This window comes from Brevibacterium renqingii (assembly GCF_017808095.1).
Taxonomy (GTDB): domain Bacteria; phylum Actinomycetota; class Actinomycetes; order Actinomycetales; family Brevibacteriaceae; genus Brevibacterium; species Brevibacterium renqingii.
In genome coordinates this window covers 324,002-345,326 of record NZ_JADBHG010000001.1, presented here as the reverse complement: position 1 = coordinate 345,326, position 21,325 = coordinate 324,002, and the positions used below count along the sequence as shown (strand labels likewise).

At 66.3% G+C, this 21,325-nt stretch carries 21 protein-coding genes; 10 read left to right on the top strand and 11 right to left on the bottom strand.

Annotation, left to right across the window (positions count from 1 at the left end; genetic code table 11):
* Positions 1 to 4: 4 nt before the first annotated feature.
* Positions 5 to 454, bottom strand: coding sequence for a succinate dehydrogenase hydrophobic membrane anchor subunit (locus IIE29_RS01580; protein WP_209323432.1), 450 nt, complete (start codon positions 452 to 454; stop codon positions 5 to 7).
* Between the two features lies 1 nt (position 455).
* Positions 456 to 833, bottom strand: a complete 378-nt coding sequence (gene sdhC / locus IIE29_RS01575) for a succinate dehydrogenase, cytochrome b556 subunit (protein WP_209323431.1) — start codon at positions 831 to 833, stop codon at positions 456 to 458.
* Between the two features lie 378 nt (positions 834 to 1,211).
* On the opposite strand from sdhC, the gene IIE29_RS01570 reads away from it, so the two are divergent.
* The 5 genes from IIE29_RS01570 to IIE29_RS01550 all read left to right on the top strand — a co-directional run bounded on the left by IIE29_RS01570 (position 1,212) and on the right by IIE29_RS01550 (position 6,451).
* Complete coding sequence (locus IIE29_RS01570; protein ID WP_209323430.1) at positions 1,212 to 2,321, top strand: mannose-1-phosphate guanylyltransferase; 1,110 nt, start codon at positions 1,212 to 1,214, stop codon at positions 2,319 to 2,321.
* A gap of 163 nt (positions 2,322 to 2,484) precedes the next feature.
* On the top strand, positions 2,485 to 3,663 hold the full coding sequence (locus tag IIE29_RS01565; RefSeq protein ID WP_209323429.1) for an amidohydrolase: 1,179 nt from the start codon (positions 2,485 to 2,487) through the stop codon (positions 3,661 to 3,663).
* Positions 3,664 to 3,701: 38 nt separating this feature from the next.
* Entirely contained in the window at positions 3,702 to 4,850 is a 1,149-nt protein-coding gene (locus IIE29_RS01560; protein ID WP_246475635.1) for a BMP family ABC transporter substrate-binding protein, read from the top strand.
* A gap of 99 nt (positions 4,851 to 4,949) precedes the next feature.
* The gene (locus IIE29_RS01555) at positions 4,950 to 6,053 is read left to right on the top strand and encodes an adenosine deaminase (RefSeq protein WP_209324097.1); all 1,104 of its coding nucleotides are present in this window, start codon (positions 4,950 to 4,952) and stop codon (positions 6,051 to 6,053) included.
* 5 nt (positions 6,054 to 6,058) lie between these two features.
* Complete coding sequence (locus tag IIE29_RS01550) at positions 6,059 to 6,451, top strand: hypothetical protein (protein ID WP_343071756.1); 393 nt, start codon at positions 6,059 to 6,061, stop codon at positions 6,449 to 6,451.
* 332 nt (positions 6,452 to 6,783) lie between these two features.
* On the opposite strand, the gene IIE29_RS01545 is transcribed toward IIE29_RS01550, so the two are convergent.
* From IIE29_RS01545 to IIE29_RS01530, 4 genes are all read right to left on the bottom strand, one after another.
* Positions 6,784 to 7,962 (bottom strand): FAD-dependent oxidoreductase, encoded by a 1,179-nt coding sequence (locus IIE29_RS01545; protein ID WP_209323428.1) that lies wholly within the window; start codon positions 7,960 to 7,962, stop codon positions 6,784 to 6,786.
* A 55-nt stretch (positions 7,963 to 8,017) separates the two neighbouring features.
* Positions 8,018 to 8,728, bottom strand: coding sequence for a hypothetical protein (locus IIE29_RS01540; RefSeq protein WP_209323427.1), 711 nt, complete (start codon positions 8,726 to 8,728; stop codon positions 8,018 to 8,020).
* Positions 8,729 to 8,901: 173 nt separating this feature from the next.
* Entirely contained in the window at positions 8,902 to 9,591 is a 690-nt protein-coding gene (locus IIE29_RS01535) for a GNAT family N-acetyltransferase (protein WP_209323426.1), read from the bottom strand.
* Between the two features lie 50 nt (positions 9,592 to 9,641).
* Complete coding sequence (locus IIE29_RS01530; protein WP_209323425.1) at positions 9,642 to 10,136, bottom strand: MarR family winged helix-turn-helix transcriptional regulator; 495 nt, start codon at positions 10,134 to 10,136, stop codon at positions 9,642 to 9,644.
* A gap of 198 nt (positions 10,137 to 10,334) precedes the next feature.
* Here IIE29_RS01530 and sucC point away from each other — a divergent pair, with 198 nt between their 5' ends.
* The 4 genes from sucC to IIE29_RS01510 all read left to right on the top strand — a co-directional run bounded on the left by sucC (position 10,335) and on the right by IIE29_RS01510 (position 14,828).
* A complete protein-coding gene (gene sucC / locus IIE29_RS01525; protein WP_209323424.1) occupies positions 10,335 to 11,504 on the top strand; it encodes an ADP-forming succinate--CoA ligase subunit beta in 1,170 nt (389 codons plus the stop codon).
* An 18-nt stretch (positions 11,505 to 11,522) separates the two neighbouring features.
* Positions 11,523 to 12,419, top strand: coding sequence for a succinate--CoA ligase subunit alpha (sucD, locus tag IIE29_RS01520; protein ID WP_209323423.1), 897 nt, complete (start codon positions 11,523 to 11,525; stop codon positions 12,417 to 12,419).
* Positions 12,420 to 12,891: 472 nt separating this feature from the next.
* On the top strand, positions 12,892 to 13,959 hold the full coding sequence (locus IIE29_RS01515) for a threonine aldolase family protein (protein WP_209324095.1): 1,068 nt from the start codon (positions 12,892 to 12,894) through the stop codon (positions 13,957 to 13,959).
* 71 nt (positions 13,960 to 14,030) lie between these two features.
* Positions 14,031 to 14,828, top strand: a complete 798-nt coding sequence (locus tag IIE29_RS01510; RefSeq protein WP_209323422.1) for a 5'-nucleotidase, lipoprotein e(P4) family — start codon at positions 14,031 to 14,033, stop codon at positions 14,826 to 14,828.
* A gap of 93 nt (positions 14,829 to 14,921) precedes the next feature.
* Here the strand turns inward: IIE29_RS01510 and IIE29_RS01505 are convergent, their stop codons facing one another.
* Positions 14,922 to 15,329, bottom strand: a complete 408-nt coding sequence (locus tag IIE29_RS01505; RefSeq protein WP_209323421.1) for a universal stress protein — start codon at positions 15,327 to 15,329, stop codon at positions 14,922 to 14,924.
* A gap of 199 nt (positions 15,330 to 15,528) precedes the next feature.
* On the opposite strand from IIE29_RS01505, the gene IIE29_RS01500 reads away from it, so the two are divergent.
* Positions 15,529 to 16,779, top strand: a complete 1,251-nt coding sequence (locus IIE29_RS01500; protein WP_209323420.1) for a class I SAM-dependent methyltransferase — start codon at positions 15,529 to 15,531, stop codon at positions 16,777 to 16,779.
* Here IIE29_RS01500 and IIE29_RS01495 read toward each other — a convergent pair.
* The 4 genes from IIE29_RS01495 to IIE29_RS01480 form a co-directional block, all read right to left on the bottom strand.
* A complete protein-coding gene (locus IIE29_RS01495) occupies positions 16,760 to 17,728 on the bottom strand; it encodes an HAAS signaling domain-containing protein (RefSeq protein ID WP_209323419.1) in 969 nt (322 codons plus the stop codon). The two genes, IIE29_RS01500 and IIE29_RS01495, sit on opposite strands and share 20 nt — an antisense overlap.
* Positions 17,725 to 18,072, bottom strand: a complete 348-nt coding sequence (locus IIE29_RS01490; RefSeq protein ID WP_209323418.1) for a PadR family transcriptional regulator — start codon at positions 18,070 to 18,072, stop codon at positions 17,725 to 17,727. The genes IIE29_RS01495 and IIE29_RS01490 overlap by 4 nt, the downstream gene beginning before the upstream one ends.
* Before the next feature lie 138 nt (positions 18,073 to 18,210).
* Positions 18,211 to 19,569, bottom strand: a complete 1,359-nt coding sequence (locus IIE29_RS01485) for an APC family permease (protein WP_209323417.1) — start codon at positions 19,567 to 19,569, stop codon at positions 18,211 to 18,213.
* Positions 19,570 to 19,584: 15 nt separating this feature from the next.
* Entirely contained in the window at positions 19,585 to 21,228 is a 1,644-nt protein-coding gene (locus IIE29_RS01480; protein ID WP_209323416.1) for an amidohydrolase, read from the bottom strand.
* Between the last annotated feature and the right edge of the window lie 97 nt (positions 21,229 to 21,325).

The following is a 21,325-nucleotide window of genomic DNA, read 5'->3' as shown; positions in this document are numbered from 1 at the left end:
TCCTTTAGGCCTTGCAGAACTCAGCCAGGACCGAGGGGTCCGCTCCGGCCGGGCAGGGATCGAACGTGAAGATGACGAGCGTGCCGAGCACGATGACGATGACCGCGGCGATGTAGAGGATCACCTGCAGGGCCATGCGAGTGCTGGGCTTCTCGGAGTAGTCCATGATGATGGTGCGCAGTCCGTTGGTGCCGTGCAGCATCGCCAGCCACAGCATGAGCAGATCCCAGATCTGCCAGAACGGGCTGGCCCACTTGCCTGCGACGAAGCCGAAGTCGATGGCCTGAACGCCGTCGCCGACCCACAGGTTGACGAACAGGTGGCCGAAGATGAGGATGACGAGGACGACTCCGGAGATGCGCATGAACAGCCATGCGAACATCTCGAACTTCGAACGCGTCGACTTGTGCCGGGAGTAGCCGGTCCGCGGGGCCGGAATGGATGTTGTGCTCATGTCAGCCTCCGAAAGTGTGCATCAGCTGGCGGGGAATGAAGGCGATCATGATGATGAGCCAGATGACCATGACTCCCCAGAACAGCTTCTTCTGATTCTTCGGGCCACTCTTCGAGAAGTCGACGAGAATGACGCGAAGGCCGTTGAACGCATGGAATGCGATGGCGGCGACAAGCGCGATCTCACCGAATGCCATGACCGGTGTCTTGTAGGTTCCGATCACTGCGTTGTAGGCCTCGGGCGAGACACGGACGAGTGCAGTATCGAGCACGTGGACCAGAAGGAAGAAGAAGATTCCGACGCCTGTGACGCGATGCGCGACCCAGGACCACATTCCTTCGTTTCCTCGGTACAGAGTGCCCGTAGACGCTTTGGCCACGGAGCATCCTCCATCTTGATAATTCGGGTGTGTACGTCTAGAAACTACGCTCAAGACCGCTTCCGTGCCAGTCGGGACACCCCTGAGCGTGCCGGATCACACCACAACCCTGGCAATTCCCTCAATACTGGGATCGGGCGTCTCACGGATTTCCATTTACATCACAGTCGTATGCGCTAAATGGTTCGGCCTCCGCGCTGACCTGGATCGCCCTCGGGCAGCCGTGAACGGCGGCGCGGCGGCCCCGGGCGGGGTGGGGTCCGGTCCCGAGGCGGCCGCACCGATGAGGCTGTCCCCACCCGAAAAGGGGAGGAGTCCGCATTCGACACGGCGGACAGCCTCGAAGAACCGATGCCCGAACTCTGAGACACTGGCACCGTGAACACGCACTTCCACGCCATCATCCCCGCCGGCGGTTCCGGAACTCGTCTGTGGCCGCTGTCGCGCCGGGCGACGCCGAAGTTCCTCCACGATGTGCTCGGCCTCGGACGCAGCCTGATCCAGGCCACCTGGGACCGGGTGGCGCCCATCGTCGGTGAGGACAACGTCTGGGTGGTCACCGGACGCAGCCACCTCGAACAGATCGCCCAGCAGCTGCCGGAGATCTCGCGGTCGAAGATCGTCGCCGAACCCTCGCCGAAGGACTCGGCGGCGGCGATCGGCCTTGCCGCCATGCTCATCGCCCGTGAGGATCCCGAGGCGATCGTCGGGTCCTTCTCCGCCGATCATTCGATCACGAACGTCGACGAGTTCCGTCTCGTCATCGATCAGGCCGTCGCCGCCGCCGAGACCGGCGACATCGTCACGGTCGGCATCATGCCCCGCAACCCTGCGACCGCATACGGCTACATCGAAACCGGCGAGCTGCTCGGTCTGCCGGGCGCGCCCACCGCCAGGCGAGCTCTGGCGTTCGCGGAGAAGCCCGCCGCGAGCACCGCCCGCACCTACGTGAACTCCGGCCGCTACCGTTGGAACGCAGGTATGTTCATCGCCAGGGCGGCGTCGCTCCTCGATGTCCTCGCCGAGGAGGACCCGGCCCTCTTCGCCGGGCTCTCCCGCATCGCCGAGGCCTGGGACACCGCCGCCCACGACGAGGTGCTCGACGAGGTCTGGCCCGGGCTGGAGAAGCGGGCCATCGACTATGTGGTCGCCGAACCCGCCGCCGCTGCCGGCCGTGTGATCGTCATTCCCGGCGACTTCGGCTGGGACGATGTCGGCGACTTCGATTCGGTCGCACGTCTGCGCCAGCCGGTGCCGGGGGAGCCGCGCGGAGTGATCTCCATCGGCGGCAACGCGGACCTGCTGGAGGTCGACGCCTCTGGGGTGGTGTTCTCCGAGGGGCCTCGGACCGTTGCCATCGTCGGACTCGAGGATCTCGTCGTCGTCGACACCGACGACGTCCTGCTCATCACCTCCCGTTCGCACGCGCAGGATGTGAAGAAAGTCGTGTCCGTGGCCGGCGAGCGCGGACTCGACGAACTGCTCTGAACCGCACCGCTCGCGCCGAGACCGGCATCGCCGCTGCCGTCGCAGCGGACGACAGTGTGTCGAAATTGGTCGCAATCGGCACAATTGTGACGGTGAGTGCTTAGCATTGCAGTCAATGTTCGACTTCTCCCATCCCCGACCTGCTTTTCCTGAAGGACCCGACGTGATCAGCTCGACAATCGCTGAGATCGGTGCAGAGCTCATCGATTTCCGCCGCGACATCCATGCCCATCCGGAACTGTCCTTCCAGGAATTCGCGACCACGGACAAGATCGTGGCCCGCCTCGAGGCCGCAGGTCTCCAGCCGCAGCGGCTGGAGGGGACCGGCGTCGTCTGCGAGGTCGGAGAAGGCCCTCTGGCGGTAGGACTGCGTGCCGATATCGATGCTCTGCCCGTCGACGACCTCATCGAGGAGGAGTACCGGTCGACGGTCCCCGGCGTCGCCCACGCCTGCGGCCACGACGTGCACCTGACCTCCCTCATCGGCGCCGGCATCGCCCTGCAGCGACTCCACGAATCCCGGCCCGGAGGACTCGGCGGACGTGTGCGACTGATCTTCCAGCCCGGCGAGGAGGTGACCCCCGGAGGCGCGCTGCGTGTGATCTCCCAAGGCGTCCTCGACGGCGTGCCGGAGGTCTATGCCGTCCACTGCGACCCGAACGTCGACATCGGCAGGGTGGGTTCGCGCATCGGCGCCATCACCGCCGCCGGCGACACCGTCATCATCCGCCTGTCCGGCCACGGCGGGCACACCTCACGGCCGCACCTGACCGAGGACCTCGTCTACGCTCTGGGCAAACTCGCCACCGACCTGCCCTCGACGCTGGGCCGCCTCATCGATCCGCGGCATGCGATCTCACTCGTATGGGGCGAGATCAGCGCCGGGCACGCCGCGAACGTCGTCCCCAGTGAGGGCATCCTGCGCGGCACGCTGCGGTGCCTCGACGTCGACGGGTGGAATCAGGTCGCCGAGGTGCTGCCCGAACTCGTCGACCGCATCGCCGGACCGTATGGGGTCGACGTCGACCTCGAACACCGCCGAGGCGTCCCGCCGGTGGTCAACACCGAGGACCAGGTGACGCTCATCGAATCCGCCGTGCGCGGCGAACTGGGGGAGAACGCCGTGCAGCTGACCCCGCAGTCGATGGGCGGAGAGGACTTCGCCTGGTACCTCACCCACTGTCCGGGGGCCCTCATCCGTCTGGGCACCCGCACCCCCGGCGGCACGACCTACGACATCCACCAAGGTGATCTGCTCATCGACGAACGCGCCGTCGCGATCGCCGCCCGCGTCTTCACTGCCACAGCTCTCAAGGTCCTCGAGCGCGACCGGAGCCGGTGATTACCGCGGTCGTCAATCGGGCCGATAATCTTGCACCCATGAGGATGAGAGCTCGGGGCATTCTGCTCGGCGCCGTCGGTGCGGCCGGCGCACTGATGCTCAGCGCCTGCTCCGTGACAGCTCCCGAACCGCTCGAGGAATCGAGGCTGGGCTGTCTCATCTCCGCCCCTGCCGGGTTCGACGACCATTCGTCCGGGGCCCTGACCCTCGAGGAGACGGAACTGGCGCGTGCGGCGGGTGTCTTCTCCGGCACCTCGAGTCAGCGTGTCTCGGGAGGCGGGGCCACCTCGGCGGCCCTGCAGCGGATGCACGGGCAGGACTGCGCACTGACCACGGTCATCGGATCCGGCGGTGCCGATGAACTCGCGGAGTTCGCCTCCGCCCACCCCGATGATCTGTTCCTCGGAGTCTCCAGCGGCGGGCAGGACCTGCCGAAGAACGTGCTGAGCATCGACTTCGACCTCGTCCCACCGGCCTTCATCGCCGGCTACACCGCGGCCACGGCCTCGGAGACCGGAGAGGTCGGCGTCGTCGTCTCGCACCACTTCCCCCAGGCGGAGAAGATCCTCACCGCCTTCGACGCCGGAGTCGACCTGTACAACGAGGAGAGGGACGAAGGCGCCGACGAGGTGAAGTCCTACCGCAGCGCCTCGGCGATGAACCGCACGGTCGACGACACTCGTGCGGCGGGCGAGGAGTACTTCACCCAGGCCTTCGACTCCGACGTCGACGTTCTCGTGCCCTTCGGCTCGGCCGCCGCGATGGGGGCGGTCACCTCGGCGGAGGAGGAGCGGAAGGACCAACTCGCGTCGGCGGAGGAGGCCGAGGACTCCGATGATGAGGGCCCGAGCCTGCCGAAGCTCGTCTGGTACGGAACTGCCGGAGGCTTCAACAAGACGATCGTGGCGACCGTGGAACCGAATGTCCGCCGGGGGCTGCGCACGATGTTTCCGGACTGGCCGCAGAGCAAGAATCCCGACGAGGTGGCTCCGGCGTCGAAAACGCAGCCGGAGGAGATCGGCGGCTTCCGCGTCGGCGACCGGCGGTACCACGGCACGATCGACAACGGCGGAGTCCGGATCGTCGCCGAAGACGGTTTCCTCTCCCGCGTCTCCGACGCCGGGCGCGGCATCACTGATCTGCGCGAGCGGATCAAGAGCGGGGAGATCGACCCGGAGAAGGGATGAGCGCTCGCCTCGGGCGCGAAAGTCGGAGGCGGAGCCGGTCCGAAATCCTCCCGCGCCGCACCGCCGATGTTCGGCGTCATCGGATAAGCTGAGGCGGTGATGAATGTACCCGCCGGCGTCGCTTCGGACGACCCCATCCTGCAGCTGCCCAAAGTCTCCCTCCACGATCACCTCGACGGTGGCCTGCGCCCCGAGACGATGATCGAACTGGCCGAGCAGAGCGGACACGAACTGCCCGCCGGCGACCCGGAGTCGCTGCGTGCCTGGTTCTCCGAGTCCGCGAACTCCGGTGACCTCGTCCGTTATCTCGAGACGTTCTCCCACACGGTGGCGCTCATGCAGAGCCGTGAAGGGCTGCAGCGCGTGGCCAAGGAATGGGTGCTCGACCAAGTCGCCGACGGAGTGTTCTATGCCGAGGCCCGGTGGGCTCCCGAGCAGCACCTCGAGGGAGGGCTCGAACTCGACGAAGTCGTCGACGCCGTCCAGGAAGGGCTCGAAGCCGGTGTCTCCGAGGCCGCAGCCGAGGGCAAGTACATCCGCGTCGGTCAGCTCATCACCGCCATGCGCCAGGCCGACAACTCCCTGGCGATCGCCGAACTGGCCATCCGCCACCGTGAGAAGGGAGCGGACTCCGGCGTCGTCGGCTTCGACATCGCCGGGCCCGAGAACGGCTTCCCGCCCTCGGCGCACCTGTCCGCCTTCAACGCCCTCCACCAGGCCTATGTGCCGGTGACGATCCATGCCGGTGAGGCCGCAGGCAAGGAATCCATCCACGAGGCGATCACCATCTGCCACGCGCAGCGTCTGGGCCACGGTGCGCGCATCGTCGAGGACATGGACATCGTCGATGGAGAGGGTCAGCTCGGCAGCCTCGCCGCGTGGGTCCTCGACCAGCAGGTGCCGCTCGAACTGTGCCCGAGCTCGAACCTGCAGACCGATATCGGCGGTACCATCGCCTCCCACCCGATCACCGGGCTGAAGGATCTCGGCTTCGCCGTCACCATCAACCCGGACAACCGGCTGATGTCGGGCACGTCCGTGACGCGCGAGATGCGTCTGCTCGTCGACGAGGCCGGATGGACGCAGACGGACCTCGAATGGGCCACCGTCAATGCCGTGACCGCGGCCTTCCTGCCCCTGGATGTGCGCGAGCGCATGCTCGACGAGATCCTCATCCCAGGTTTCGCCCGGGTGACCATTTGACCGACGTGAGTTCGACCGATGTGCCCACCCCCAGGGCGATGCTGCTGGTCGTCGTCGTCCTCGTGGTCCAGGCATTGGCCCTGGTCGGTTCGGCGCTGTCCTTCGTCATCACAGCTTTCACCGCCGGTGAGCTGGCAGCATCGCTGCTCGGCCTGGCCGTCATGTTCCTCATCTTCGCAGCTGGGGTCGGTGCCGCAGCGCGCGGCGCGTGGCGTCTGCACCGCTGGGCCCGGCCGGCCGCGATCGCCTTCGAACTGCTGGTCATCGTCTTCGGCTTCACCGTCATCGGCGGTTCCCTGTGGCTGGGGCTGGCCTGCCTGGTCACCGCCATCGCCGTGATCATGGGCTTCTTCCTGCCCGCAGTCGTCGACGCCTACAACCGCGCGCTGCACGACTGACGTTCCGGAACACCGAGTCTCCAAGGAGGAGGTCCGGAATCACGACGCTTCCACGGAAGAGGTCCGGAAACACGACGCCTCCACGGGAGGGGCCGGAAACACGACGCCTCCACGGGAGGGGCCCGGAAACACGACGCTGTGAGTGATAGATGCTTTGCGATCGCGCTCGTACGGCCGAAGAGCCAGCTTAAGTGGTCCAAATGGGTGGATTTTCCCGGGGCCTGGTCCGCCCAAAGCGCCCACCCAAGCAGCGTCTCGGCGAATTCCGCACCCTCCCCCGCACGATGAACTCACCGAGGCGGGTCCAGGGCTCACCGAGGCGGGCCCGGAACTCACCGAGGTGGGGCCGGAGGTGACCATCTCTGGACGCGCGCGGCCTGAGCGGCGATGAGCCTTGCCGGAACGGCGGAGAAGATCGCGTCCCGCGCACCGGCCAGCAGCGGAGACTCGAGCTGGAACACCCGCCCCATGAATCGGGACTTCTTCGCGATCGACTGAGAGCGCGGTCGACGCAGCGCATCATAACGGTGCAGAACCGCATCGAGATCCGTCCGCCGGCCTGCGGTGTGACCTGACAGCAGCGGGGTCAGCAGAGCCGTCAGCGTAGCTGCGTCTTCGAGGGCCTGGCCGCCTCCCTGCCCGAGGTTCGGCGTCATCGCATGCGCGGCATCGCCGAGGAGCACGATCCGACCCCGCTGGAACCGGGGCAGCGGGCTCGACAGGTCGGCGATCGGGGTCCGGCGAACCGCCTCGGCGTCGGTGGCGGCGATGAGTTCGGCGATGGGGGAGTGCCATCCTGCGAACATCTGCTCGACGGTCGATTTCTCATCGGCGAAGACCGCATCTTCGGGCATATTCGCGACGGCGAACCAGTAGACGCGGTCATCGGCCAGGGGCGCGATGCCGAACCGGCGGCCGTGACCGACCGATTCCCCGGCTTGGCCCGACAGATCCACCGGCACCGAGGTGATGCCTCTCCACGCGGAGTATCCGGCGTATTGCGGGCCAGCCCGTCCTCCGTCGACGACGGGGCGCACGCGGCTGTGCAGACCATCGGCGCCGATTATGAGATCGAAGCGCTCTTCTGCCTCAGGCGGCGCGGCGTCGGTCCTGAAGGTCAGAGCACCCAGAGGTGTCGCGGAAGCCGCCTCGGCGTCTGTGCGCACCGTGTCCGGTGTCAGCCCGGCGAGCAGGAGCCGGTGGAGATCGGCACGGTCGACGACGCGCAGAGCGCCGACCGCGTCCTCGGGAACACGTGCGATCCAGCGTCCGTCGGCGCGGCGTTGGCCGGCGGTGAAGCCTTCGACCCCACGGTCTGTCACGGTTTCGAATTCCTCCCGCAGTCCCAGCGCCTCCAGAGCCTTGAGCCCATTGGCGAAGAGGGAGAGCCCCGACCCGCCGGCGCGGACTGCGGGGGCGCGCTCGAAGACGGTCACCTCGGCGCCGGCTCTCTGCAGCCCCACGGCCGCGGAGAGTCCGCCGATGCCGGCTCCGACGATGGCGATCCTCATGTGGCCATCGTTCCACGTCCGAGCTCGGCCGACGAGTGCCTCGGCGTCGAAACCGCTACTGGAGGTATTCGCCGCACGCCTCGGTGAGGAAGTCGCCGGCGACGCCGCCCTCTTTGCCGAGGCTGATCGCGGTCTTCTGGATGCCCCACCACACCTTCGGCGAGCCGCCCCACTGCTGGCGGAACTCCTCGCGGCGACCGGGATCCTCGGCGAGGTCATCGGCAGCGAGCCCGATCCTCTCCTGCGCGTCGTCGGCGGTGCAGCGTGTCTTGTCGTCGGGACCCTTCGGATCGAGCTCCGGGATGTCCTCGGCGTCGACGGTCTTGAGGGTGTAGGCGGAGCTGCCGATCTCATCGACTTCGAAGGTGCCGTGGATGAGCAGGAAGGGAGAGAGGTCGTCGTCGACGTTCTCGGCGTCCACGGTCACGCTGACGCTGTCGGGAGTGTCTGCAGTGACGGTCATCTCGCCGGAGTCGGGCACCTCCGGGTTGCCGGCGTGGACGTAGACCTTGAGATAGGCCTCGGTCTTCTTCTCAGCTGCCTCGGCGAGTCCCTGCCACAGTGGGTCGGCGTCTTTCTCACCGCCCGGCGAGCTGTCGACGACTGTCACCTCGGGCGCGCCCTTGGGCGTCTCGATCGGTGTGACCTCCTCTTTGCTCACCGATGGCCGCGGCTGGGGCCGAGTCTCCTCGGGCGTCGACACGCAGGCTGTCGTCGTGGCCAGCAGTGCAGCGGCGGACAGAAGAGCAAGTGGGCGAAGTCGCATGGTTCCTCGAGGTTTCGTCGGCGTCCCTGTGGGATGAGGACCCGCACTCTGCAGGTCCTCATCCTCAGCCTAATCCGAGTGGGGGCCAGAGCCGGGGCGGACGCGCGGTGCCGTGACGAACGGGGCAGGCGAGAGTCCCGGAAGCCGTGTCGAACCGGGAAGAGGTGAGCGGCTCACATGCCTCGGTGGACGGCGATGAGCTCCCGCAGTCCCTTCCTCTGTTCGCCGCGGTCATCGAAGTTCGCATCGTTGAGCCACTCGAGGTACGCCGCCCGCAGAGCCGGCCATTCGGCGTCGATGATCGAGAACCAGGCGGTGTCCCGGTTACGGCCCTTGACCACGAGGTGCTGCCGGAACACGCCTTCGAAAGTGAATCCGAACCGTTCGGCCGCACGCTTCGACGGTGCGTTGTCGTCATCGCACTTCCACTCGAACCGGCGGAACCCGCGGGCGAAGGCGAGATCGGCGCAGAGGAAGAGCGCCTCGGTGGCAGCGCGGGTGCGCGACAGTGCCGGACCCCAGAGGATTTGGCCGATCTCCATGACGCCGTTCGCCGCATCGATGCGCATGAGCGCCTGCCGTCCCACAGCCCGTCGGGTGACACGGTCGACGACGGCGAAGAAGAGGGGGTCGGTGCCGGCGGCCGCCTCGGCGATCCAGGCGTCGAAGTCCCCGCGATCGGTCTGCGGGGTCTGCGGCAGATAGCGGAAGCGCTCCTCGATTCCGTCGGGCGCGGAGACCGCGGCGAAGAGCGATTGACCGTGAGCGGCCGGATCCAAGGGTTCGAGATCGACCCAGCGACCGTGGATCGCTTCGCGCCGAGGCGGCTGTGCGCCGGTGTAGTTCGTGAGCTCATCGGTCATGGCTGGCTCCTCGTGGTCGAAGTCGGTCGGGTGTGTCGGGCCGGTCGGCGTCAGTCCTCGTCGCTGTCGAATCCGGTGGAGAGCTCGCGCAGCAGGGCGGCGAGCTTGCGGCTGCCCGCGGGGGTGAGACCGCTGAGGATCGCGCGCTCCTTGACGAGCAGATCCGCCAGCGCCGAGTCGACGGTGGCCCGCCCGCTGTCGGTCAGCTGGACCAGCACACCGCGACGATCTCCCGGGTCGGGCCGGCGCTCGACCCAACCGCGAGCGACGAGGCGATCGATGCGATTGGTCATCGTGCCGCTGGTCACGAGCGTCTCCTGGAGCAGCGTCGACGGGGAGAGCTGGTAGGGCTCGCCCGAGCGACGGAGGGCGGAGAGCACATCGAAGGCCCACCCCTCGATGCCGTAATCGGAGAAGCTCGTCTTCCGTGCAAGATCCAACTGCCTGGCCAGGCGCGAGACACGGGAGAGGATCTCCATCGGGGAGACATCGAGATCCGGACGCTCGCGACGCCAGGCTGCGACTATTCGGTCCACTTCGTCCATGGACCGATTTTACGTCCATATCAAGATTCTTGACGACAAAGATACTTTTTGACGAGATATTCCTTACGCTCGAGGGTCTGTCCAACCTGCAGGTTTGGAGCCGCGGGTGCGTTTGGGAATATGGTTGTCTTTGGTTCTTGCATCCGTCAACGAACCTGCAGGGGCAAACCACCCGGCAGTGAGAGCGAAGGAATACACGTGGATCTTTTCGAGTATCAAGCACGTGACCTGTTCGAGAAGCACGGAGTGCCCGTGCTCAAGGCCCAGGTCGCGACGACGCCAGAAGAAGCGAAGACAGCTGCCGAGGCCCTCGGCGGCGGAACCGTGGTCGTGAAGTCGCAGGTCAAGATCGGCGGCCGTGGAAAGGCCGGCGGCGTCAAGGTGGCGAAGAACCCCGATGAGGCCGAAGCCCGCGCCAAGGACATCCTGGGCCTGGACATCAAGGGCCACATCACCGAAAAGGTGATGATCGCCGAGGGTGCCGACATCGCAGAGGAATACTACTTCTCCGTCCTCCTCGACCGCTCCAACCGCACCTACCTGGCGATGTGCTCCAAGGAAGGCGGAATGGAGATCGAGCAGCTGGCCGTGGAACGCCCGGATGCGCTCGCCAAGATCCCCGTGTCGGCCATCGACGGCATCAACGCCGACAAGGCCGCCGAAATCGCTCAGGCCGCCGGCTTCGACGCCGACACCGCTGCGAAGGTCGCCCCCGTGCTCACCAGCCTGTGGACCGTCTTCGAGTCCGAGGACGCCACCCTGGTCGAGGTCAACCCGCTGGTCAAGACCGGTGCCGGTGACATCCTCGCCCTCGACGGCAAGGTCTCGCTCGACGACAACGCCGACTTCCGCCACACCGAGCACGAGGAGCTGCGCGACATCAGCGCGGAGAACCCGCTCGAGCTCAAGGCCAAGAAGCTCGACCTCAACTACGTCAAACTCGACGGCGAGGTCGGAATCATCGGCAACGGCGCAGGTCTGGTCATGTCGACCCTCGACGTCGTCGCCTACGCCGGTGAGAAGCACTCGAACGTCAAGCCGGCGAACTTCCTCGACATCGGAGGCGGCGCCTCGGCTGAGGTGATGGCCAACGGACTCGACGTCATCCTCGGCGATGACCAGGTCAAGTCGGTCTTCGTCAACGTCTTCGGCGGCATCACCGCCTGCGACGCTGTGGCAGACGGCATCGTCAAGGCCCTCGAGATCCTTGGGCCGCAGGCCACCAAGCCGCTCGTCGTCCGCCTCGACGGCAACAATGTCGAGGAGGGACGCGCCATCCTCAAGAAGGCCGCGCACCCGCTCGTCACGCTCACTGACACGATGGACGGTGGAGCCGACAAGGCCGCCGAACTGGCTGCTGCCAAGTAAGGAAAGGTCTTTACAACAATGTCTGTCTTTCTGAATTCCGATTCGAAGATCATCGTCCAGGGCATCACCGGCGGAGAGGGCTCGAAGCACACCGCTCGCATGCTCGCCGCCGGATCGAACGTCGTCGGCGGTGTCAACGCCCGCAAGGCCGGCACCACCGTCAAGCACAACGACAAGGACGGCAACGAGCTCGAACTGCCCGTCTTCGGCTCCGTGACCGAGGCGATGGAGGCGACCGGCGCCGATGTGTCCGTGGCCTTCGTGCCCCCGGCGTTCTCCAAGGACGCCGCGATCGAGGCCATCGACGCGAAGATCGGTCTGCTCGTCATCATCACCGAGGGCATCCCGGTCCAGGACTCGGCAGAGGTCTGGGCCCGTGCGCAGGCGGCCGGCAACGCCACCCGCATCATCGGACCCAACTGCCCGGGCATCATCACCCCCGGGGAGTCGCTGGCCGGCATCATCCCGGCCAACATCACGAAGAAGGGCAAGCTGGGTCTCGTCTCGAAGTCCGGCACCCTGACCTACCAGATGATGTACGAGCTGCGTGACCTCGGCTTCTCGACGGCCATCGGCATCGGCGGAGATCCGGTCATCGGCACCACGCACATCGATGCACTTGAGGCCTTCGAAGCTGACCCGGACACCGAAGCCATCGTCATGATCGGCGAGATCGGCGGAGACGCCGAGGAGCGTGCCGCGGCCTTCATCAAGGACAACGTGTCGAAGCCGGTCGTGGGCTACGTCGCAGGCTTCACCGCGCCCGAGGGCAAGACCATGGGCCACGCCGGCGCCATCGTCTCCGGCTCCTCGGGAACCGCTCAGGCCAAGAAGGAAGCCCTCGAAGCCGCAGGCGTCAAGGTCGGCAAGACCCCGACCGAGACCGCCGACCTCATGCGCGAACTCCTCGCCTGAGAGTCGCCGGCCCGGCGCTGAGGCTCTGACGCTCTGAATCTGCGCCTCTGAGCCGATTTCACCGCGGCCCGTCTCCCCACAGCGGAGGCGGGCCGCGGTGTTGTGTATCCGATGCGTCGGGCGATGTGCGGGGTGCTTCAGCCGATGTGCGAGGTGTTTATGCGCTGACGTATCCACCAGGGCTCGATGCTGCCACGACGCACCGTTGCCGTCTCGTCCTACCATTGCACGCGCATCAAACATCGGTCCTCGCAGAACACCCCGCTGCAGCGGGTGTGGATGAAACCACCGATGAGGGATGGCCGAGCCCAGGACCGCCGTGCAAGGACGGCGGCCGAGAGGCTAGTCTGAGAATGTGAACACCCAGGCATCTGACCAGACAGCGCAGTCCCAGAACCCCTCGAACGCTCCCGCCGCACCTGCCGCCGCCAACGCCCCCGCCGGCGCCGCCACCGCGCACTCTCAGTCCCCGATTCCCGCGGTCGACACCAGCCCGGATGCGCATCCGCGCAACTTCGGCTCCGACAACTGGGCCGGAGCCCACCCCGAGGTCATCGCCGCGATCACCGAGGCGAATGTCGGCCACGCGCCCGGCTACGGCGGCGACCCGTGGACCGCGCGTTTCCACGAGCTCATGCAGCATCACTTCGGGCCTGAGGCTCAGGCGTTCCCGGTCTTCAACGGCACCGGAGCCAATGTGCTCGCCCTGCAGTCCGCATTGCCGAGGTGGGCCGCTGTCATCACCGCCGCCTCGGCGCACATCAACTACGACGAGACCGGCGCCCCGGAGAAGGTCGGCGGACTGAAGATCGTCGGCGCCGCCACTGAGAACGGCAAACTGACACCGGAGACCATCAAGGGCGCGATCATCGGCCGTGGCGACGAGCACAATGCCCAGCCCCTGGCTGTGAGCATCTCCCAATCGACCGAATGGGGCACCACCTACACGCCCGAGGAGATCGCGGCGATCGCCCGCACTGCACACGAACTCGACATGATCGTCCACGTCGACGGATCGCGTCTGGGGAATGCCGCCGCCCACCTCGACCTCGGCCTGGGGGACATCACGAGCGCGGTCGGCGTCGACATCATCAGTCTCGGAGGGACGAAGAACGGACTGCTCGGCGCCGAAGCCGTCGTCGTCCTCAACCCGGACATCGGTCAGGGCATGCGCTTCCTGCGCAAGATGAACCTGCAGCTGGCTTCGAAGATGCGTTTCCTCTCCGCCCAGCTGTGCGCTCTCTACGAGGGCGACCTGTGGCGCCGGTCTGCCGCTCACGCCAATGGGATGGCCCAGCGCCTTGCGAAGGGCCTCGCCGAGGTGATCGCGGAGAACCGCGTGCCCGGACTCGAGATCGTGCAGAACGTCGAATCGAACGTCGTATTCGCCCGAATGCCCGCCGAGGTGACCGCCCGTGCCCGGCAGAAGTTCGCCTTCGCGAACTGGCCGCTTGAGAAGGACATTGTCCGTCTCATGTGTGCCTTCGACACGACCGCCGACGACGTCGACGCCCTGATCGCCGCCATCGTCGGAGACTGAGCCGGACGGCTCGAAGAGATGAGGTCAGCGACCGCTGATCTGCAAGTGATGCCGATGAAGAAAGAAGATGAATGAAGAAGGTCCTCGTCCCTGCCCTGACTGTGCTGCTCGTCCTCATCCTGGGCGTCGTCGGCTACATCCTCAACTCGGGGCCGACTCCAGGTGAGGCGGGATCCGAAGCCGCCGATGACTGCGATGTCTCTGCCTACACCATGGGGGTGAAATGGCAGCAGCAGAGCGCAGAGGCCATGGCCCTGCAGGGACAGACCTACGAGCTAGCCAGCAGGCAGCTCGATAAGGCCGTGGCCGCCGCGCCGAAGGGCGAGGACCTGGCCATCATGAGCGATCTCGATGAGACGGCCATCGACAACTCGAAGCTGCTGGCTCGCGATATCGCGAAATGCCACGACTTCAGCGGCTGGGACACATGGGACGACTGGGAGAAGAACGGGGAGCCCACCCTGATCCCCGGTGCGATGGAGTTCTTCAAACATGCCGATGAGCTCGGAGTCGACATCTACTACGTCTCGGACCGGACCGAAGACAACCATGCTGCCAATGTCGCCGCTCTGCAGAAGCTCGGTCTGCCGCAGGCCGACGACGAGCACGTCATGCTGCTCGGCCCTCCGAAGGACGAACGGCGCGCGAAGGTCGAATCGGACCACACCCTGCTCATGCAGCTCGGCGACACCCTCCATGACTTCGATGGCGCCTTCGCCGATGCCTCGATCGACGAGCAGCGCAAGCTCGTCGAGGACAACAGCGCGAAGTTCGGCTCCGAATGGATCATCCTGCCCAACCCGACCTACGGCGACTGGAGCGAAGCCGAGCTCGACGAATGGGACGCACCGGTTCGCACCGATGACTGAGTCGCGCGACACGTGAGCACCGATGCGAAGAATGCCCCGCACCATCGCAGGTGCGGGGCATTCTCGTTCAGAGGGATGTCGAACAGGAGGGAGTCACTTCTTCGTCCGGTCGACCTTCACGGAGACGACGGGGACATCGGAGTCGAGGATGATGCGCTGAGCCGTCGAGCCCATGATGAGCTTGCCGACGGGGGAGCGGCGACGGGATCCGATGACGATCATACGAGTGTCGGCTGTCGCTTCGGCCAGCGCCAGCAGCTCTTCGACGGGGTCGTTGCCGCGGAGGAACTGGAGGATCTCATGGGAGACCTCGGAAGACTGCAGCGTCTCCTTGAGCTCCTCGATGTCCTTGCTGGTGGCCACTCCGCGTTCGTCAGGAGTCTCACCGATTCCGGCATTGAGCACGACGACGACATCGTCGAATGCGCGGGCCTGTTCGATGCCGAAATCGACAGCGGCCCTGCCTTCCGGCGAGGGGGAATAACCGACAAGGATTGTCATGATCTCTCCTGATGCGACATTGGACGAAGCTCCCTCAATTTGTAGCACACCCGCCCTTGTCCGACGGGTGTCCGTCCGGTCCGCGGAGCGATAAATCTTCGGATCCGGTCGAGATGTCTCCCGGGCGATCTCCGAGAGCTCGGTCACGGTCAGGCTCATGGGAGGCAGCTCGGCGGTGCAGTCCCACTAGACTGGTCGGATGCCTGCTTCTCTGCTCTCTCGCGACTCCGCCGCCCTCGAACGCAGTCGGAAGCTGTTGGCCGAATTCCCGTCCTTCGCCGACCGGCCCGGGCTGCCGCAGGCGCGGATGCTCGTCGACTACATCCTCGGCAGGCGCGCCGGCGAACTCGACGTCTCCGGGCGTGACGCCCAGGGCACCTTCGTGCCCGCCGAGGCCGTCGCCCGCCAACCGCAGCGCATCATCGTCGTCGATGATGCCCACGGCATGCAGACGACGCTGATGGGACGTCTCGCCGAGGTCGAGACCCGGCATGACCGGATCGACGAGGAGCGATCCGTCGAAGACACCGTCGAGGTAGCCGAAACCGCGGCCGAAACCGGAAACCCGCCCGTCGAGGACGGTCAGGATCCCCACGAGACCTGGGCGGTCGTCAATGCGCCCAAGGCGACGAACGCCCTGGCCGAGACCATCGCCACGCTTCACCCGTCGGTGACGACGATCATCGTCATCGGACGCAGCGATGCGATGTCGCGGGCGGTGAACAAGGAGCTCGCCCGCGGTTTCGGCCGCGTCGATGTCTCTCCCGGAGTCGGCAAGCATCGGATGATCATCGGCAGCCGCCCCCTGCCGACCCCCAGCCTCTCCCGTTTCCCCAAGCACGGCACCATCACCCATCCCGGCAACGGAGACCTCGAGGTCAGAGCGCATGGTGCGTGCTTCTCCGGGATCAGGAAGGACGAAGGATCTGCTCTGCTGCTCGACTCCGTGCAGAGCCTGCTGACGGCCTCTGGCACCGGAGAGGAAGCTGCTCCGGACTCCGAGTTCGCTCCCGGCTCCGTGCTCGACCTCGGCTGCGGGAACGGCTGGCTGCTGACCGCGGTCATGCAGGCCACCGGCGCCGCCCGCGGTGCCGGACTCGACGTCTCTCGAGCGGCAGTCGCCTCGGCGCGAGCCACCGCAGAGGCCAACGGCATCGACGTCGACATCCGACTCGCCGACGCCGCCGACAGCACCGACCCCGAGCTGAAGGGGCTGGGCGAATTCGACCTCGTTCTCCTCAACCCGCCGTTCCACCAGGGCACGGCGATCGAGACCGACAGCGCCGAGGCGATGATGGCCGCAGCGGCCAGGCACCTGGCGCCCGGCGGAGTCGTGATCACTGTGTTCAACTCGCATCTGCGCTATCGCGGCCGACTCGAGGCCATCATCGGCGACAGCGAGCAGCTGGCGCGGAACAAGAAGTTCACGGTCATCGCCAGCCGCGGATGACCCGCCAGGTGCTCACCTGGTCCCAGACGACGATGATCCAGATCGCGATGACAGTGATGACCTGTTGCACCTCGGCGCCCGAGGCGCTCGTCAGCTCCGGGTGGAAGACCGGCTGAGTGAGCATGGCGGCGGTGAGGAAGACGGCCATGGCCACATCGATGATTCCGCCGATGATCGCCACGGTCGGTCGTGTCGAGGCGGTCACGAACCTGACGATTTCGACAGCGGCCAGGAGGGCGAGGAAGGCCCAATAGCCGACCAGCCAGCCTGTGCCGAGGTCCGGATTGATGAACGTTCCACCGCGGTTGAGGTGGCCGACGTAGAGCAGGGTCGTCGGAATGAAGGGGATGGCTGCCAGCGCGAGGATGAAGACCAGCCCGAGGGCCGCCTCGGCGCGGGTCTGCCTGCCGCGGATATCGCGGCGATCGAGGTCATCGATCGTCCACGGGACCTTCTGACGTCCGGGCACGCGCGGGAGCGCATCGTCGTCGACTCGGCGGTCGCCGAGGCCGATGAGGATCGTGATGACGGCGAAGGCGGTGAGCAGCGCGGTCACGGTGTTGCCGATCGCGGGTCCGATGGCTTCGCCGAGGTGGGCCTGCGGCGTGGTGGCGAAGGTGACGACGATGTTGTCGAGCAGGGCGATGAGACCGACGATGGGCAGGATCCAACGCAGCGTCCAGAGGAAGAGCGGATATGACTTCGGGCCGATGAAGTGCTGCGGCGAGTTCGAATACTCCCGCGACAGCACAGCGGGGTCGCCGAGTTCTTCGAGCACCTCGCGTTCGACCGCGGCCGTATGTTCGGGACTCGGCTGCGGATCCTCGCCGAGGCGGTCATCGATCATATCGCTGATCGTCGCGGTGATCTCGGCGGCGATATCGGAGCGGGAGCCCTCGGGCAGATGGCGGATGACGTTGTCGATGTAGATGCCGGTGAGCACAGTCATGGTGTGCCGTCCTTCCAGAGTTTCGTGATGCTGGAATCGAGGTCCAGCCAGTGCGTGTGGAGTGCGGCGGCGACTTCGGCGCCGCTGTCTGTGACGGTGTAGTACTTGCGGGGGCGGGCCTGTTCGGTGTTCCAAACAGCTGAGAGCAGGCCCTGCTTCTCGAGGCGCCTCAGCAGGGGGTAGAGGGTATTGGCCTCGGTGGGAATGCCGGCCTCGGTGAGCGTGGTCAGCAGTGAGTAGCCGTACTGGGGTCGGCGGCAGGCGACGAGGCTGGCGAAGACCACGGTGCCGCGGCGCAATTCCTGTTCGTGGGTGGCCAGTGCTTTCTCTGCATCCTCGTCCATGCACCACACAATAGTGTGTGTCACACACTATTACAAGAGGCGAGGTATGGCACGGTCAGAGATGAACCGCTCCTCGCCTTCCGGGCAGGCTGCGGCACCGGTCCCTGTCCGGGCCGGGCGCTGTGCCGGTGGGGTCGTTTACTCGGTCAGGTCGAGCATCGGAGTCGGGCGGCGGAAACCGCGGGTGACGAACGCGAGGTAGGCGACACCGAGGAGGAGCCAGATCACGCCGATGAGAAGCGTCCGCGGTGACAGGCTCGTCCACAGCCACAGGGTGAGGCAGAACCCGATCCCCGGCAGCACGAGGGAACTGAGGATCGCGTCGCCGCCCCGGTGCTTCTCGTCGATGATGAAGTGCTTGATGACCGAGAGGTTGACCGCGGAGAACGCGATGAGCGCACCGAAGCTCACCATCTCCGAGATGAAGCCGAGGTCGACTGCCAGTGCAAGCAGCGAGACCACGCCGACGCAGAGAGTGGCGAGCACCGGAGTGTGGAACCGCGGTGAGAGCCGTCCGAAGAAGCTCTTCGGCAGCACGCCGTCGCGGCCCATGGCGAAGAGGATGCGCGAGACCGAAGCTTGCGAGGTCAGTGCCGAACCGCAGGCGCCGGCGACATAGGCGGCTGTGAAGAAGATGGTGAGGAATTCGCCGCCGGCGGCGGCCATGACGTCCAGGGCGCCGGAGTCGACATCGGCGAAGTCATTCGACGGATAGACCAGCTGCGCGAGGTAGGACAGCACGATGTAGATGAGGCCGCCGGTGATCGTCGCGATGACGATCGCTCGCGGCACGGTGCGCTTCGGTTCCTTCGCCTCCTCGGAGAGGGTCGAGACCGCGTCGAAGCCGAGGAACGACAGACACAGGATCGCGGCACCGGCCATGACGCTGTCGAATCCCGGCGCGGTGCCGTCGCCGGTGAATGGGGCGGCGAGATCGACCGTTCCGGCTCCGGTCATCGACGAGATGCCGAGTGCGGCGAAAGTGACGATGAAGATCGCCTGAGCGGCGATGATGACGATGTTCGCCCGGGCCACGGAGACGATGCCGATGACATTGAGGACCGTGACGAGGCCGATCGCCGTGAGCACGAACACCCACGCGGGAATCATCGGGAACGCGGCAGACAGGTAGATGCCGATGACGAGGTAGTTGATCATCGGCAGGAACAGGTAGTCCAGGAGCAGCGCCCAGCCGGCGACGAAGCCGATGCCGGCGCCGAAGCTCTTCTGCGTATACGTGTACGCAGAGCCCGCGAAGGGCATCGCCGCGGCCATCCTCGCATACGACCGGGCGGTGAAGACCATGGCCAGCAAGGTGACGACATAGGCGGCAGGCACTCGTCCGCCCGTGACCTGGGTGACGATCCCGTAGGTCGTGAAGATCGTCAGAGGGACCATGTAGACGAGGCCGAAGAAGACGAGGGAGGGCACCCCGAGGGCGCGTTTGAGCTCAGTGTCTCCGCCCGCGGCCGTGGTGCTGCTCTGCTGATGGGGCATGACGGTCCTTTCGGCTCAGTCTCCGGTCTGCACGGCGACGCCGCGGAGGTAGGTGCTGCGCACGGATGCGAGCGCGAGCTCACGAGGTGCGAGTTCCCGCGGGTCACGGGCGAAGACGATGAGGTCGGCGCTCGCCCCGGGGCTGATCTCTCCCCAGGGGGCGGGGGAGCGGTCGGCGAAGGCCTGGTGGGCGACAGTGGCCGAGTACGCCTCGAGTGAGCGGTCGATGTCGAGGATCTCGTCCGGCGTCCAGCCGCCCGCGGGCTCGCCGTCCTCGTTCTGCCGGCTGACTGCGATAGCCAGACCCTCGACGGGATCCCCCGAGGTGCACGGCCAGTCCGAACCGAAGGAGAGGCGACCGCCGTCGTCGAGGATGCTGCGCATCCGATACTGGGTTCTCGCACGTTCTTCGCCGAGGCGGGGCACGGTGAGCACGGTCATGAGATCGTCGAGCTGTGCCCACAGGGGCTGCATATTGGCGATGACGCCGAGCTCGGCGAAGCGGGTGAGGTCGGCCGAGTCGACGAGCTGGGCATGCGCGATGACCGGGCGACGATCGCGCGGCCCGTTCTGCGCAATGGCCGCTTCGATGGCATCGAGCGCCTGCCTGACTGCGGCGTCGCCGATCGCATGGATGTGGACCTGGAATCCCTCGGCGTCAGCGGCGCGAACCGCATCGGCCAGGGACTCGCCCTCCCAGACGCGCAGACCGTGGTTGTGCAGGGACGAACAGTACGGTTCGAGCAGTGCTCCGGTCTCGTTCTCGACGACTCCGTCGGCGAAGAACTTCACGGTATTCGCGCTCAGCAGCGGGTCATCGAGTGCTGTGACGCGGTCACGGGCGCGGACCATCTCGGGCAGCTGCCGGGTGAAGCGGCGGGGATCGGCGTAGAACGCGAGGTTGAAACGCAGCTTGAGGCGCTGCTGCTCCGAGGCGGACAGGTAGGTCTCGACATCGGCCGGTTCGACCCAGGCGTCCTGAACCCAGGTGACGCCTCGGGCGAGGTAGTAGTCGGCTGCGCGTTCCAGTGCCCGCAGACGGACGGATTCGTCATGGGGTGGTTGCACTGCGTCGACGAGGTCGACCGCGCCCCATTCGCGCAGCGTGCCCAAGGGGGAGCCGTCGTCGCGGCGCGGAATCTCTCCCAGCTCGGGTTCGGGAGTCTCGGCAGTGATCCCGGCGAGTGCGAGAGCCCGGGAGTTGCACCAGACGGTGTGATAGTCCCAGGCGCGGAGGACGACCGGACGGTCGGCCACGGCCTCATCGAGCCAGCGGGCGTCGAAGAGCCCGCCTTCCACGAGGCTGCCGTCATAGGAGGCTCCGGTGATCCACTCGTCGTCGGGATGGGCTTCGGCGTAGCGGCGGACCTCTGCGACTATCTCGTCGACGCTCGAGCACGAACGCACCTGCGGTCCTTCCGCTTCCATCCCGCCGAAGATCGGATGGGCGTGTCCATCGCCGAAGGACGGCATCAGGAAGCCGCCGTCGAGATCGACGAGCTCGGGTGCGGCCTCACCGGTCGCCCGGGAGGCCAGGTGACGATTCACTTCGGCGGTGCCGACGGCGACGATGACTCCGTCGCGGATGAGAAGGGAATCGGAGGCCTCGGCCCCGGGTCCGAGCCAGATGGTGCCGTTGTGGAAATGCGTCGTCGTCAATTCGTTCCTGCTCCCGCTTCGCTGCGATCTGTCAGTGCCGTTCATCCGGATACGAACACTGTTCGTATGTGTGGCGAGCAACACGATACACTCCTAA

Coding starts and splice junctions, on each gene's coding strand:
- IIE29_RS01580 (WP_209323432.1), bottom strand. CDS start 454: ATGAGCACAACATCCATTCCGGCCCCGCGGACCGGCTACTCCCGGCAC.
- IIE29_RS01560 (WP_246475635.1), top strand. CDS start 3,702: ATGAGGATGAGAGCTCGGGGCATTCTGCTCGGCGCCGTCGGTGCGGCC.
- IIE29_RS01555 (WP_209324097.1), top strand. CDS start 4,950: ATGAATGTACCCGCCGGCGTCGCTTCGGACGACCCCATCCTGCAGCTG.
- IIE29_RS01545 (WP_209323428.1), bottom strand. CDS start 7,962: ATGAGGATCGCCATCGTCGGAGCCGGCATCGGCGGACTCTCCGCGGCC.
- IIE29_RS01540 (WP_209323427.1), bottom strand. CDS start 8,728: ATGCGACTTCGCCCACTTGCTCTTCTGTCCGCCGCTGCACTGCTGGCC.
- IIE29_RS01535 (WP_209323426.1), bottom strand. CDS start 9,591: ATGACCGATGAGCTCACGAACTACACCGGCGCACAGCCGCCTCGGCGC.
- IIE29_RS01530 (WP_209323425.1), bottom strand. CDS start 10,136: ATGGACGAAGTGGACCGAATAGTCGCAGCCTGGCGTCGCGAGCGTCCG.
- sucD (WP_209323423.1), top strand. CDS start 11,523: ATGTCTGTCTTTCTGAATTCCGATTCGAAGATCATCGTCCAGGGCATC.
- IIE29_RS01510 (WP_209323422.1), top strand. CDS start 14,031: ATGAAGAAGGTCCTCGTCCCTGCCCTGACTGTGCTGCTCGTCCTCATC.
- IIE29_RS01505 (WP_209323421.1), bottom strand. CDS start 15,329: ATGACAATCCTTGTCGGTTATTCCCCCTCGCCGGAAGGCAGGGCCGCT.
- IIE29_RS01500 (WP_209323420.1), top strand. CDS start 15,529: ATGCCTGCTTCTCTGCTCTCTCGCGACTCCGCCGCCCTCGAACGCAGT.
- IIE29_RS01495 (WP_209323419.1), bottom strand. CDS start 17,728: ATGACTGTGCTCACCGGCATCTACATCGACAACGTCATCCGCCATCTG.
- IIE29_RS01490 (WP_209323418.1), bottom strand. CDS start 18,072: ATGGACGAGGATGCAGAGAAAGCACTGGCCACCCACGAACAGGAATTG.
- IIE29_RS01485 (WP_209323417.1), bottom strand. CDS start 19,569: ATGCCCCATCAGCAGAGCAGCACCACGGCCGCGGGCGGAGACACTGAG.